At 37.7% G+C, this 13,173-nt stretch carries 15 protein-coding genes; all 15 read right to left on the bottom strand.

Annotated features, from left to right (window positions below; translation table 11 throughout):
• Positions 1-13 precede the first annotated feature (13 nt).
• The 15 genes from B3D94_RS13250 to flgG all read right to left on the bottom strand — a co-directional run bounded on the left by B3D94_RS13250 (position 14) and on the right by flgG (position 13,126).
• A complete protein-coding gene (locus B3D94_RS13250; RefSeq protein ID WP_291757660.1) occupies positions 14-1,168 on the bottom strand; it encodes a protein-glutamate methylesterase/protein-glutamine glutaminase in 1,155 nt (384 codons plus the stop codon).
• Positions 1,169-2,044 carry a MinD/ParA family protein gene (locus tag B3D94_RS13245; RefSeq protein WP_291757658.1) on the bottom strand — a complete coding sequence of 292 codons (876 nt, stop codon included), beginning with the start codon at positions 2,042-2,044 and terminating at the stop codon, positions 1,169-1,171.
• Positions 2,041-3,237, bottom strand: coding sequence for a flagellar biosynthesis protein FlhF (gene flhF / locus B3D94_RS13240; protein ID WP_291757657.1), 1,197 nt, complete (start codon positions 3,235-3,237; stop codon positions 2,041-2,043). Before flhF ends, B3D94_RS13245 begins: the two co-directional genes overlap by 4 nt.
• Positions 3,237-5,267 (bottom strand): flagellar biosynthesis protein FlhA, encoded by a 2,031-nt coding sequence (flhA, locus tag B3D94_RS13235; protein ID WP_069480357.1) that lies wholly within the window; start codon positions 5,265-5,267, stop codon positions 3,237-3,239. Before flhA ends, flhF begins: the two co-directional genes overlap by 1 nt.
• A gap of 24 nt (positions 5,268-5,291) precedes the next feature.
• Entirely contained in the window at positions 5,292-6,380 is a 1,089-nt protein-coding gene (flhB, locus tag B3D94_RS13230) for a flagellar biosynthesis protein FlhB (protein ID WP_025113945.1), read from the bottom strand.
• 1 nt (position 6,381) lies between these two features.
• Positions 6,382-7,155 (bottom strand): flagellar biosynthetic protein FliR, encoded by a 774-nt coding sequence (gene fliR / locus B3D94_RS13225; RefSeq protein ID WP_069480356.1) that lies wholly within the window; start codon positions 7,153-7,155, stop codon positions 6,382-6,384.
• 4 nt (positions 7,156-7,159) lie between these two features.
• The gene (gene fliQ / locus B3D94_RS13220) at positions 7,160-7,429 is read right to left on the bottom strand and encodes a flagellar biosynthesis protein FliQ (protein ID WP_025113943.1); all 270 of its coding nucleotides are present in this window, start codon (positions 7,427-7,429) and stop codon (positions 7,160-7,162) included.
• Positions 7,430-7,442: 13 nt separating this feature from the next.
• The gene (gene fliP / locus B3D94_RS13215; protein ID WP_025113942.1) at positions 7,443-8,108 is read right to left on the bottom strand and encodes a flagellar type III secretion system pore protein FliP; all 666 of its coding nucleotides are present in this window, start codon (positions 8,106-8,108) and stop codon (positions 7,443-7,445) included.
• Complete coding sequence (locus tag B3D94_RS13210) at positions 8,105-8,779, bottom strand: flagellar biosynthetic protein FliO (protein WP_254664229.1); 675 nt, start codon at positions 8,777-8,779, stop codon at positions 8,105-8,107. The genes fliP and B3D94_RS13210 overlap by 4 nt, the downstream gene beginning before the upstream one ends.
• Before the next feature lie 10 nt (positions 8,780-8,789).
• The gene (locus B3D94_RS13205; protein ID WP_008180756.1) at positions 8,790-9,152 is read right to left on the bottom strand and encodes a response regulator; all 363 of its coding nucleotides are present in this window, start codon (positions 9,150-9,152) and stop codon (positions 8,790-8,792) included.
• Between the two features lie 21 nt (positions 9,153-9,173).
• Positions 9,174-10,397, bottom strand: coding sequence for a flagellar motor switch phosphatase FliY (gene fliY / locus B3D94_RS13200; RefSeq protein WP_069480354.1), 1,224 nt, complete (start codon positions 10,395-10,397; stop codon positions 9,174-9,176).
• Positions 10,390-11,385 (bottom strand): flagellar motor switch protein FliM, encoded by a 996-nt coding sequence (fliM, locus tag B3D94_RS13195; protein ID WP_008180759.1) that lies wholly within the window; start codon positions 11,383-11,385, stop codon positions 10,390-10,392. The genes fliY and fliM overlap by 8 nt, the downstream gene beginning before the upstream one ends.
• Before the next feature lie 31 nt (positions 11,386-11,416).
• Positions 11,417-11,845 (bottom strand): flagellar basal body-associated protein FliL, encoded by a 429-nt coding sequence (fliL, locus tag B3D94_RS13190; RefSeq protein ID WP_008180761.1) that lies wholly within the window; start codon positions 11,843-11,845, stop codon positions 11,417-11,419.
• Positions 11,835-12,056 (bottom strand): flagellar FlbD family protein, encoded by a 222-nt coding sequence (locus tag B3D94_RS13185; RefSeq protein WP_008180764.1) that lies wholly within the window; start codon positions 12,054-12,056, stop codon positions 11,835-11,837. The genes fliL and B3D94_RS13185 overlap by 11 nt, the downstream gene beginning before the upstream one ends.
• 101 nt (positions 12,057-12,157) lie before the next feature.
• A complete protein-coding gene (gene flgG, locus B3D94_RS13180) occupies positions 12,158-13,126 on the bottom strand; it encodes a flagellar basal body rod protein FlgG (RefSeq protein ID WP_069480353.1) in 969 nt (322 codons plus the stop codon).
• Positions 13,127-13,173 lie beyond the last annotated feature (47 nt).

Raw genomic sequence — 13,173 nt, 5'->3', positions numbered from 1 at the left:
GAGGACACCCCTTTTAAGGCAAATATTTCATTATTGTTAGTGCTATATCATCTACATCGGCAACTTCATCAATTAGTTGCGTTTCTACCGCTGCTTTTGGCATACCATATACAATGCAAGTTTCTGCTGACTCAGCAATTGCCATGACATTACCAGTCTTTTTCAGTGCTTTTAGTCCATTTGAACCATCATGCCCCATACCTGTCATAATAACTGCTACTTTATCAAAATCCTTATATTGACTAACATCTTCAAACATCACATCTACAGATGGTCTATGGCCTGACCTTGGTGCTTCTTGGTTATCAAGAACAATACCAAAAGTTGTCCCTACTTTCCTAAGCTTTAAGTGATAGCCACCTGGGGCAATATAGGCTACCCCATTTTGTAAAATATCGCCTTGTTCAGCCTCCTTCACAACAATTTCACTGAGCTGATCGAGACGAGTAGCGAGTGATTTCGTAAATCCAGCAGGCATATGCTGAACGATGAGGATAGGCGCTTGAATAGTCTTAGGAATTTTTGTAATGACCTCCTGAAGCGCACGAGGTCCTCCTGTAGATGTACCTATTAGCACAATCTTTTTACCTACTTTATTCCATTCAGCATGCGATTTCATTACAGCTACTTTAGTAGCAGTGGCATTCATAGGAATAGGTATTTGACCATGTTGTTGTAAATCCTTTTTTACGGTACTCACTTTTGTCACTGAATCTTGTTGTCGTTTGCTTCCAGAAGGTTTTTTCAATTTGGATATTGGCACCATTGCAGCTTGCTCTACTTTATGAACAAGCTCACTTTGGATTTTATGTAAATCAAGAGATATTGTTCCGCTTGGCTTTGCGACAAAATCTACAGCGCCACTTTCAATAGCTGCTATAGCATTTTCTGTTCCACGCTGAGTGGTGCTAGAGAGCATGATTACAGGAACTGGACATTGTATCATTATTTCTTTTAATGCATCTAGCCCATTCATTTCAGGCATCTCAATATCCATTGTCACAACTGATGGCTTCAAAGATTGTATCTTTTTGATTGCATCTTTTCCATTTCGTGCAGTTCCAACTACTTCCACCTTCGAGTTGCCAACAAAAAAGTCACTAATTAGCTTTCTCATAAAAGCAGAATCATCCACAACTAATAGCTTGCTTTTATGTAAAAAGTCCAATTAATCACGCCCTTTCGAAAAAATACTTCTTAGTTTCGTTAAAAATTTCTTTGCTGTCTGATCATGTGCATGTATTTCCTCCACACGATGCTCCATAAAACGAATCACTATGAGTTGTAATGTTTTAGAAATCAGTGCGTCTGGATAAGCAAGTGAAAATGGGACTTGCTCACGCACAGCCTTTCGCACAATCGAATCTTCGGGTAATGAACCGAGTATCGTGACTTCTTTGTCTAAAAAACGTTTCATGGCTAACTTTAAACGCTCGTTTGTTTCGATGCCTTCTTCTTTACTAAATGCACGGTTACAAAGGACATAAAATTGCTTATCAGCATCCCGCGTATGAATATATTTCATCATCGAATAGGCATCCGTAATTGCGGTCGGCTCTGCCGTTGAAATAACAATAATTTCGTCTATTGATGTGAGTAAATCTAGCGACCAATTTGTCGCACCCGCCCCCATATCAAATAAAATATAATCATAGTTTTTCTGAAGCTGTTCAAATGCATGAATAAGCTGTTCAAACATCATCTCTGACCAATTAAAAATATTTGTCATTCCCGACCCACCTGATATATACCTTAAACCATGGGGACCCTCAAATATTACCTCATCTAGTAGTTTATTTCCTTCTAAGTAATCTTTCAAACTATTGGAAGCATTTTTCCCAATTAAAATATTGATATTTCCCATCCCAATATCCATATCTACAATGACAGCCTTTTTTCCCTTTTGGGATAAAGACAAGGCAAAATTCATCGTGAAGTTACTTTTTCCAACCCCACCTTTGCCACTGACCACTGCAATTGCTCGACCTAAATCGCCTTGCTGTCTCATCATTTTCAAGCGTAATGTTTCAGCTTGGTCTCTCATTTCTCTTCACCTTGAAAAAACAAATTAAGCACTGCTTCTAAATCAGCTTCTTCAATATCTTCTGGTACTTCTTGACCATTCGTATAGTAAGCAAGTCCTTTATTATATTTAATCATTAAATTGAGCATTGTGCCAATAGAATTTGTTTCATCAATCTTTGTGAAGATAAATTTTTCAATTGGTAACTGATTAAATTGGTCGATAATGTTCGCCATATCCTTTTCTTTTGTAGTCATCGCGAGTACTAAATAGGATTGTGCTTGATCATCAAATTTTATGAGACGTTGGAGATCATCTACATACTTTACCTCTTTATAATTTCGACCAGCTGTATCGATAAACACTAAGTCTAAATGCGATAATCTTTGGATAGCTTGTTCGAAATCTGTTGCGTTATAAGCAATTTCAACGGGTGCCTGTAAAAGACCAGCATACGTTTTTAGCTGTTCAATTGCTGCGATTCGGTACGTATCTGTCGTAATAAATCCAATTTTCTTCTTCTTTTCTAAAACTGCTCTAGCTGCCATTTTGGCGATGGTCGTTGTTTTACCCACACCTGTAGGACCTAATACGTTGATATATTTTCTTTCATAGGACAATCCTCCGATAGGCAGGCTTTCTAATCTCTTACGTAGTAAATTTTTCGTCACCATTTTACATTGTGAGAAATTTATTTCTGACGCTTCTTTGAAATGCATAAAAAGCTCATCACCTATCGTTGTGATGAGCTCTTCATTTAGCTCTTGCTGTCTTAAGTATTCAATGAAGGGTAAGAGTTCATCGGGATATTGAGCTTGGGTAGTCTTTTTATGCATCGATTGCATTAAAGATTTTAAATCTGCAATTTCCTTCCTCAATTCTTCAGAAATGCCAGTGTCCTCGGGCTTAACTACATCATGCGATGGTTGATCTTGGTGAATTTTTACTTGAATTGCATTTGTAATATCTTGTAGTCTCGCATTTTCCTTAGTTGTGATAGGTAATGATGCAGGCGTTGGTACTGGAGCCACTTGATTTGGCTCCATTCCATCCACTCCGGCAACTACCTCAAAACTTTTCTGTTTAATCATACCGAAAAATTTTTTAGTGATGACTACTTTAGAATTCAAAATAACAGCGTCCTCACCTAGTTCTGCACGCACTTGCTTCATAGCCTCTGGTATGGAAGATGCATAATATTTTTTCATTTTCATTAAACATTCACCACCCCAACACTTTGAATTTCAATAGAAGCATCCAACTCATTATAAGAAAGAACTGGAATTTGCGGGAAATAACGCTCCGTCAGTTGTCTTAAATACATACGCACAGCCGGAGAACATAAAATAATAGCGGATTGTTCCATAAAGGACACACGCTCTATTTCTGCTGCAATCGTCTCTAGTACCGTTTGGGAATCTTGAGGATCCATTGCTAAATAATTTCCGTGATCTGTTTGCTGAATACTATCAGCAATCATTTTTTCTACTTTACCTGAAACTGTAATAACTTTTAATGCCGTACTATCACCCACATATTGGGCAGTAATTTGACGTGCCAATGATTGACGAACATACTCAGTTAAAATATCTGTATCGCTAGTTACCTTTGCATAGTCTGCTAAAGTTTCAAAAATAATTGGTAAATTACGAACAGAAACATTTTCTCGTAGTAGTTTACCAAGAACCTTTTGGATTTCTCCAGTTGATAAAGGTGCCGGTGTCAGCTCTTCTACTAAAATAGGATGGGTTTCACGTAAGTGATCTATTAACTGCTTCGTCTCTTGACGACCTAATAATTCGTGAGCATTTGCACGAATTATTTCAGTTAAATGCGTGGATACCACACTTGGTGGGTCTACAACAGTGTAGCCATAAATTTCAGCATCTTCTTTTACTTGCTCAGTAATCCATTTAGCTGGTAATCCAAATGATGGTTCCACTGTATCAATTCCTTCAATAGAATCATCATCACCTGGGCTCATAGCTAAATAGTGATCTAGTAATAGCTCACCTCTTGCCATTTCGTTCCCTTTTATTTTAATTCGGTATTCATTTGGTTGAAGCTGAATATTATCTCGAATACGAACAACCGGGATGACAATTCCTAATTCTAGTGCTAACTGTCTACGAATCATAATGACACGATCTAATAAATCCCCACCTTGAGCAGCATCTACTAACGGAATTAATCCATAACCAAATTCAAATTCGATTGGGTCCACATTTAATAAATTCACAACATTTTCAGGGCTCTTCATGCCATCTGTTGCCACTTCTTCTTCAATTTCAAGTAATTCCTCTTCATCCTCTGGTTTCTTACGTTCCATCATATAAGCCCCAGCAATTAGGGAAAGACCTATTGGGAGTGTTACCCAGTTAGGGATTGGTGTAAATAACCCTAGTAATACAATGGTACCTCCAGCTACATAGAGTAACTTTGCTTGAGCAAATAATTGTCCTGTTATATCTTGACCAAGACTTCCTTTAGAAGAGGCACGAGTTACCACAATCCCTGTTGCTGTTGAAATAAGCAAGGCAGGAATTTGTGAAACAATACCATCTCCAACGGTTAGCTTAGAAAAATGAGTTGCTGCTTCAGCAAATGGGAGACCCATTTGTACTACCCCGATGATGATTCCGAATAATAAGTTGATAATAACCATGACCATTGAGGCAATGGCATCCCCTTTTACGAATTTCGTGGCACCATCCATCGCTCCGTAGAAGTCTGCTTCCCCCGCTACTTTTTCACGTCGTTCGCGTGCTTCCTTTTCGGAAATTACTCCTGCATTTAAGTCAGCATCAATACTCATTTGTTTACCTGGCATCGCATCAAGTGTGAAACGAGCTGCTACTTCAGCTACCCGCTCTGCACCCTTTGTAATAACAATAAACTGAATTAATACTAGAATTAAAAAGACAACTAAACCTACTAGAATATTTCCACCTACTACGAAATCACCAAACGTTTCTACAACAGAGCCCGCGTCTCCATTTGCTAAGATCGCACGTGTTGTGGAAACACTCAGCCCTAATCGGAATAAGGTTAAAAGTAAAATAACCGAAGGAAAAATGGAAAAGTCTAAAGCTTCCTTCATACTCATTGCTGTTAGCAGTACAATTAATCCTAATGTAATATTAATGACAATTAAGAAACTTAACATCCACGGAGGAAGAGGGATGATGAGCATCGCAACGATTAAAATAACCGCACCTAAAACCCCAATATCGCGAACTTTCATTTGTGTCCCTCCTACTAAAAAGCTTTAAATTTTACGTTTAATACGGTAAACATAAGCGAGTATTTCTGCTACTGCTTTGAAAAATTCTTCTGGTACGGGATCACCAATTTCAACTTGATCATACATGGCGCGAGCTAATGGTCTATTTTCCACCATAATGACGTCATGCTCCTTGGCAATCAGCTTTATTTTTTGTGCGATAAAGTCTGTACCCTTTGCAATTACGCGAGGTGCATCCATACTTTCCTCGTCATATTTGAGCGCAATCGCATAGTGAGTAGGGTTGGTAATCACCACATCTGCACTTGGAATCTCTGACATCATACGACGCATCGCCATTTCGCGCTGACGTTGTTTGATTTTCGATTTAATCAGCGGGTCACCCTCACTATTTTTATATTCATCTTTAATATCTTGCTTAGACATTTTAAGATTTTTTTCATAATCAAATTTTTGATACATCCAATCCAAAATGGATACACAAAGTAAAACTAAAGATGCTGCTATGCCCATAATGCCGACTAGCTTTCCGACTGTAATGAGCGTCATCCATGGACTTTTAAAGGATAAAGCTAAAACCTCTGGCAAGTTTGTCCAGATAATAATTGTCGTTACACTACCGATAAAGCCAATCTTTAAAACCGATTTCAGCAACTCAACAATTGCCTTAACCGAAAACATCCTTTTCAACCCTTTTATAGGGTCCATCTTTTTCAAATCAAACTTCATTGGCTCCAAAGTAAATAAAAAGCCAAACTGCAAAAAGTTACCTGCAAGTGCTCCAACTACTGCTATCGCCATAATCGGTACAATAATGAAAGCCATTTGTATTAATGTTTCTATAAATAAGTGCATCACACTATCAATGGTTAGTGTTTCGATGCGTATGTTATGGATAAACGTTTGTCTAAAAAACGCTAATAGCTCATCCCGTAAAGAACCTGCAAAGAAAAATAAGAAGATAAAGACCATCAGCATAACGATGGCACTTGTTACATCTTGACTCTTAATAACTTGTCCCTTTTTTCGAGCATCTTGACGTTTCTTTGGCGTCGCCTTCTCAGTTTTTTCTCCTGAAAAAAACTGGATATCTAAATTCAGTAGTAGTTTCATGTTATCCACCACCTAAAATGGCCATTAAATCACGCATGCCGTAAATCATAATAGTGATTAACTTTTGAATGACTTGAATCATTACAGCCATCATTGTAAATAACACTAAAAAACTAACTCCTATTTTAATAGGAAAACCAACAACAAATATATTTAATTGTGGTACTGTTTTCGCAGTTATTCCTAAAGCTAAATCGACTAAAAATAAGGTAGCCACAACAGGTGCAGCCATCTGAAATGCAATAGCAAAAACAGCTGTAAATGTTGTGATGATAAATTTGGGAAAGCCTTCATTTGTAAAACTAGGGAATTGATCCATAGGCAAAAATTGATAACTATAATATATTCCATCAAGAATCATATGATGGCCATTAATTGCTAACAATAAAAGGAATGCTAACATATTAAAAAATTGACCGATTAATGGACTTTGAGCTCCTGTTTGCGGATCAATAATATTGGCAATGGCAAAACCCATTTGAAAATCAATAAAGCTCCCTGCAATTTGAATGGCAGACATGATTATATAACCTACTAGACCGAGTAACAGTCCAACAAGTGCTTCTTTCATCACTAATAATATGTATTCATCATTGAATGCAAATGGCTCAACATCAATTGTATAATACATCATCCAAGCTAAAACCAGTGCGAGAGTAATTTTGACTTGTGGTGGTATGGTTCTATAGGAAAAAAAAGGAACCGTAACAAAAAATGCTGAAACACGCACAAGCACCAATAAGAAAACCGTTAAATGCGGAATTAATTCATTCATGGACTCACCCTATATAACGTGTTAAATTCTCAAAAATGTCTCTCGCATAGCTAGTAACTTGAGATAACATCCATGGGCCAAAGAATACAATGGCCACTAAGACGGCGATAATTTTCGGTACAAAGGCTAATGTTTGCTCTTGAATCGAAGTGGTAGCTTGAAAAATACTTACAGCCAAACCAGTGATTAAAGCTACTAATAATAACGGACCGCTTGTTAGAAGGATAATCATAATGGCACGTTCTGCAACGGAAATAACCAATTCACCTGTCATACTGTATCATCCCCTAAAAACTTTGTAGTAGCGATTTCATGACGAGATACCAGCCATCGACCAGAACAAACAATAAGATTTTGAATGGCAATGAAATCATTACTGGCGGTAACATCATCATCCCCATCGACATTAATGTACTCGCAACAATCATATCGATCACTAGGAATGGAATAAAAATCATAAAACCTATTTGAAATGCTGTTTTAATTTCACTTAAAGCAAATGCTGGCACAAGCATTGTCAGTGGGATTTCTTCCACTGATGCTGGTTTTTCTGCTTGATTGTACGATAAAAACAAGTCAAGATCTTTTTGTCTTGTATGCTTACTCATAAATTCTTTAAATGGCAAGCTTGCCCGATCATAAGCTTCATCTAAACCAATTTCTTCAGAAAATAATGGTTGCAAAGCCTCTTTATTGACCTCCTGAAAGGTTGGGGCCATAATAAAGAACGTTAAAAATAAGGCTAAACCAACAATCACCTGATTAGGTGGCATTTGTTGTGTAGCCAGTGCCGTACGCACAAAGGATAAAACGATGACAATACGAGCAAAGGATGTCATTAAAATTAAAATACTTGGTGCCAGTGATAAAACGGTTAATAGTAGTAAGAGCTTAACGGAAGTGGAGACGTTTGTTGGATCGCTATTGGAAAAAATATTGATTAAATCATTCATTTATCATCCTTCTCCTTTTGCTTCCATCTCTCAATCTCTTCACTGCGCTCCTGTTTAATTTCGGATATCTTTTTTTCAAAGAGTTTGCCAAATGTCTCTTGCTTTTGTTCATTTTGCAAATTCTCTCTATCTTTTTTCTTAAACTTAGAAAATACTTCTGCAATATACGGTGATGTTGCTGCAAGTTCTTGCCTTTCGTTATAAAGTGCTAACAGCGCTTCTATTTCTTCTGGATCAGTAATTTCACGTAATAGCTGAACGTCTTCACCGACACCCACTAAATACATTGTTTTACCTACTTGTAAAAGCTGTACTGATTTTTGTGCACCTAACGATAAACCGCCTAAATTTTGTATCATTTGATTACGTTGAAAGTTTAAATTACGTTTATTTAAAAACTTCATTAAACCATAAAACAAAGCTACAACAAAAATAAGCGCTAAAACCATTTTTATGTATTCCCATGCAGATATATCTCCAGCTGCTGATACACTTGGTTCTTGTTTAGCAGCTGGATCGGTAGTATCTCCATAACAAGCTTCTGGGTCTTTAATGCAATCTGTCACACTATTCGTATCAGAGTCTGCATAGACCGAAGTTGGTGTCGGGTACAAAAACAGGAAGGATACAAGAAATGCAAAAATCATCGTGAAACGAAATGATTTTAACATTTTCATGCAATCATCCTAGCGCTTTTTGGATCGCTTCAATTACTCGATCTGCTTGGAAAGGCTTTACAATAAAGTCTTTCGCACCAGCTTGAATTGCATCGATTACCATTGCTTGTTGTCCCATTGCTGAACACATGATTACAGTTGCACTTGGATCTGATCCTTTAATTGCTTTAAGAGCCGCAATACCATCCATTTCTGGCATTGTGATATCCATTGTTACTAAATCTGGTTTTAATTCATTGTACTTTTCAACAGCTTGTAATCCATCTGCAGCTTCTCCAACAACCTCAAATCCATTTTTCGACAAAATATCCTTGATCATCATACGCATAAATGCAGCGTCGTCTACAATCAAAATTCTTTTAGACATGGTTAACTCCTCCAATTGAAACTATCTTAAATTATTTAAACGCTCTGCTTGACTTAAAACATCTGTAATACGTACACCAAAGTTTTCATCAATAACAACGACTTCACCTTTAGCGATTAAACGACTATTAACTAATATATCAACAGGCTCCCCTGCTAATTTATCTAACTCAATAATCGAACCACTTGATAGTTCTAAAATCTCTTTAACAGAACGTTTCGTACGTCCTAACTCTACAGTAACTTGCAATGGAATATCAAGTAGCATATTTAAATTTCTAGCTTCAGATTGAGAGATTACATTTGAATCAAAGCTAGCAAATTGTGCTTGTTGAACATTCACTGGCTGTGCAGCTCTCCCTGGTTGCGCAAACTGCTGTGGTTCCTGATAAACAGGTTGCTGCATAGTTGCTTCCTGCTGCTGATAAACAGGCTGTGCAGGCGGTGGCATAACAGGCGCTTGTTGTTGAACAGGTGGTGCTGCAATTGGCGGTGCCTCAGGTGCAATCGTTGCAGCCACAGGTTCTTCAATTGATTCAGTCTCACCTAATAGAGATTTTACGATGTTTTGACTAAATTTAAGCGGTAATAATTGCATTAAATTCGAATCAATTAAATTACCAATTCTTAATCTAAAAGATACTTTGACTAGCAAATCATCTTCAGGGATATTTTCTCGACCTTCATTTTGAGAAATATTCATTAAATCAATTGTGGGAGGCGAAATATCTACTTTTTTGTTGAATACTGTCGACATAGATGTAGCCGCTGAGCCCATCATTTGATTCATTGCCTCTTGAACAGCACTTAACTGAATTTCTCCTAAGTCAGGTTTCGGATTTAATCCATCGCCACCTAACATTAGGTCTGCAATAATTGCTGCATCAGATTGTTTAATAACAAGTAAATTCATGCCTGTTAAGCCAATCGTATATTCCACTTGTACAGCTACATAAGGATGTGGAAACTCCTCTTCTAATTTGTTTCGATTAATCATTGATATACTTGGGGTAGTAATATCTACTTTTTGTCCTAATAATGCCGAAAGTGCTGTGGCAGAGCTCCCGAAGGAAATATTGCCTACCTCACCTAATGCATCTTGTGCAAACGAATCAAGGTAATCCTCTACTCGTATATCATTTGTTTCATCAATTGAAGAAGCTTCAGTGCCGCTGTTTTTATCTTCCAACGTCTCGCCCCTTAATAACGCTTCAATTTCTTCTTGGGAGAGCATTTCATCACTCATCTTCGTCTCCTCCTTTCAAAGGGTCGATAATCTGGATTGCTAATTTTTTGCCTTGCTTACCTGGTTGAACAGTGAATTTTGGTAATGTCCCTACCTTTAATAGAAGTGGATCATTAATTTTTTGCTCTAACTGTATAACATCACCAACTTGCATTGTAAGGAAATCCTCGATAGTGATATCCGTTAGCCCTAATTCAACCGAAAGAGGTAATTTTGCTTGTTTTACGCGTGTTTCAAGCATTTTTGTTTGCTCTGGAGACATTTCTTTCGTATTTGTTTGCATCCAGTAGCGAACAGAAAGATTTGGAACAATTGGCTCCAATACAACATGCGGAATACAAATATTGATCATACCGCTTGTTTCACCAATGATCGTATTTAATGAAATGACAACTACTGTTTCATTAGGTGAGATCATTTGTAAAAATTGTGGATTAACTTCAAGCTCCACTAAAATCGGATCAATTTCCGCTACATTTTCCCACGCCTCGCGTAAATTGTCGAATGAGCGTTCAAAAAGGTTTGTCATAATTTTTGTTTCAATTTCAGTTAGATTATCTACATTACTATGACTCGCCCCACTACCGCCCATTAAACGATCTAGCATGGAATAGGCAATGTTCGGATTTATTTCCATCAATATATTACCATCTAATGGTGGCACTTCAAACACATTAATGAGCGTCATATTCGGAATCGAACGAACGAACTCTTCAAATGGTATTTGGTCTACTGACGCAACCGTAATTTGCACATAGCTTCTAAGCTGTGCAGAGAAGAAGGTTGTCAATAGTCGTGCAAAATTTTCGTGTATTCGGGTCAAACTTCGGATTTGATCTTTTGAGAATCGAAGCGCTCGTTTAAAGTCATAAACTTTAACCTTGCGTCCCTCATCCTCCTTTTTTATGTCATCTGCTGACATTTCCCCAGTCGATATAGCGGAAAGCAGCGCATCTATCTCGGATTGAGATAACACATCTCCTGCCATTTGCCCACCTCCATTTCAAGCAGTTTCTGTTTTATTGAGTGATGAAGGAGGTAAAATATACTTCCTGAACTTCTCCCTCTTGCATCAATTCATTTACTCTAGTTTTTAATGATTTTTGGAAAATTTGCTTTCCTTGTTTACCTTCTAAATCTTTTTGCTCCATTTCAGAAAGTTCTTGTATAGCAATGTTTTGCACTTGGAAAACACGCTTTGTTAATTCTGCAGCAGCATCTTTGCTTGTCGTTTGAACTTTTAATGACAAGCGTACTACTCGTTTATCTGCAAGATTCGTTGTGATTTCCGGAATCTCCACTGTTGCCTCTACAATTTCATCAATGGTTGGTTCAATAGCTCCTGTCGGTTTATTAAATTGTGTTAGCAATACAAACAAGATAACCCCGATCAGTATGACTGCTACTAGCAAAATAATAATCATTGTTAACATTTTATTATTCTTCATCTTTTTCACCTCGTAGATGCGGGTTGGATAGTATTTGTATATTGTTATAAAAGGCAGTTACCTTTTGTCGCACCTCATCTTCACTCTCTAAAACAATTAATTTTGTTCCAGTTGTTAAAGTAATAGTCGTATCTGGAAATGATTCGACTGTTTCTATGTATAAAGCATTTAATGTAAATGCTTTGCCATTAAGACGTGTTAGTTCAATCATTGAATTAGGGCCGGGTCTAGCATGAGAGCCGGCCCGACCCTCCCTCATATGAAAATATGTTTGTTAAAACGTCCATTATGAATTAAAGGACTATTCAATCATTAACGTTTTAAGTTTACTAGCTCTTGTAACACTTCATCTGATGTTGTAATAATACGAGTATTCGCTTGGAAACCACGTTGTGCAACAATCATCTCTGTAAACTCTTCTGATAAGTCAACGTTGGACATTTCTACTGCTCCAGGCACTACTTTCCCCATCCCTGCAACAGTTGCCACTTGTGCATATGCAGCACCAGAGTTCGCTGTTTGTTGATAGTAGTTCCCACCATTCTTAGCAAGACCACCAGCATTAGGGAATTTAGCCATAATCAGCTGCCCTGCCCATTTGCGTTCACCGTTTAGGTCTACATATTCAACCGTACCATTAGGTCCAATGCTAATCTCTTTAGCAGTCGTTGGGATACGAATTGGACCTACTTCTCCCTCATCAGGATCTAGTACACCATCATCATCAAATAAGTTTGCGCCTTCATCCCCTGAAGCAATTGGTGCATCCTCTGGATTGATACCATCATCATCAGCTTCCATAACGATATCCTCTCCAGCAGAAACACCTACTAAATATTTACCGTCAGCATTCACTAAATAGCCATTGCTATCCATGTAGAAAACACCATTACGAGTAAATAGAGTATTGTTGAAGCCTTCTTCGTCTATGAAACCACTATCTGGATCAGGAGCACCATTTGCATCAGCTACCATGAAAAAGCCATCGCCTTCAATAGCTAAATCAAGTCCACGACCTGTACTCTGTAAGGAACCGCCCCCATGAATCGTGTCAATCGCAGCTAATTGTGAACCCAAACCAACTTGTTGTGGGTTGACACCACCTCGTGTAGCTGTTGCTGCCGATGCACCGGCTTGTGTTTGAGACATTAAATCTTTAAAAAGAACGCGCCCTTTTTTAAAGCCAACAGTATTAACATTTGCAATATTATTACCAATAACATCTAGCTTTGTTTGGAAGTTTTTAAGACCTGAAATACCTGAATACATAGAACGTAACATAAGTTTTCGTTCTCCCTTCATTTTTTATTTGTGTGCTTCTATCAATC

The organism is Lysinibacillus sp. UBA5990, from assembly GCF_002429815.1.
GTDB lineage: Bacteria > Bacillota > Bacilli > Bacillales_A > Planococcaceae > Lysinibacillus > Lysinibacillus fusiformis.
This window is presented reverse-complemented; position numbering and strand designations above follow the sequence as displayed.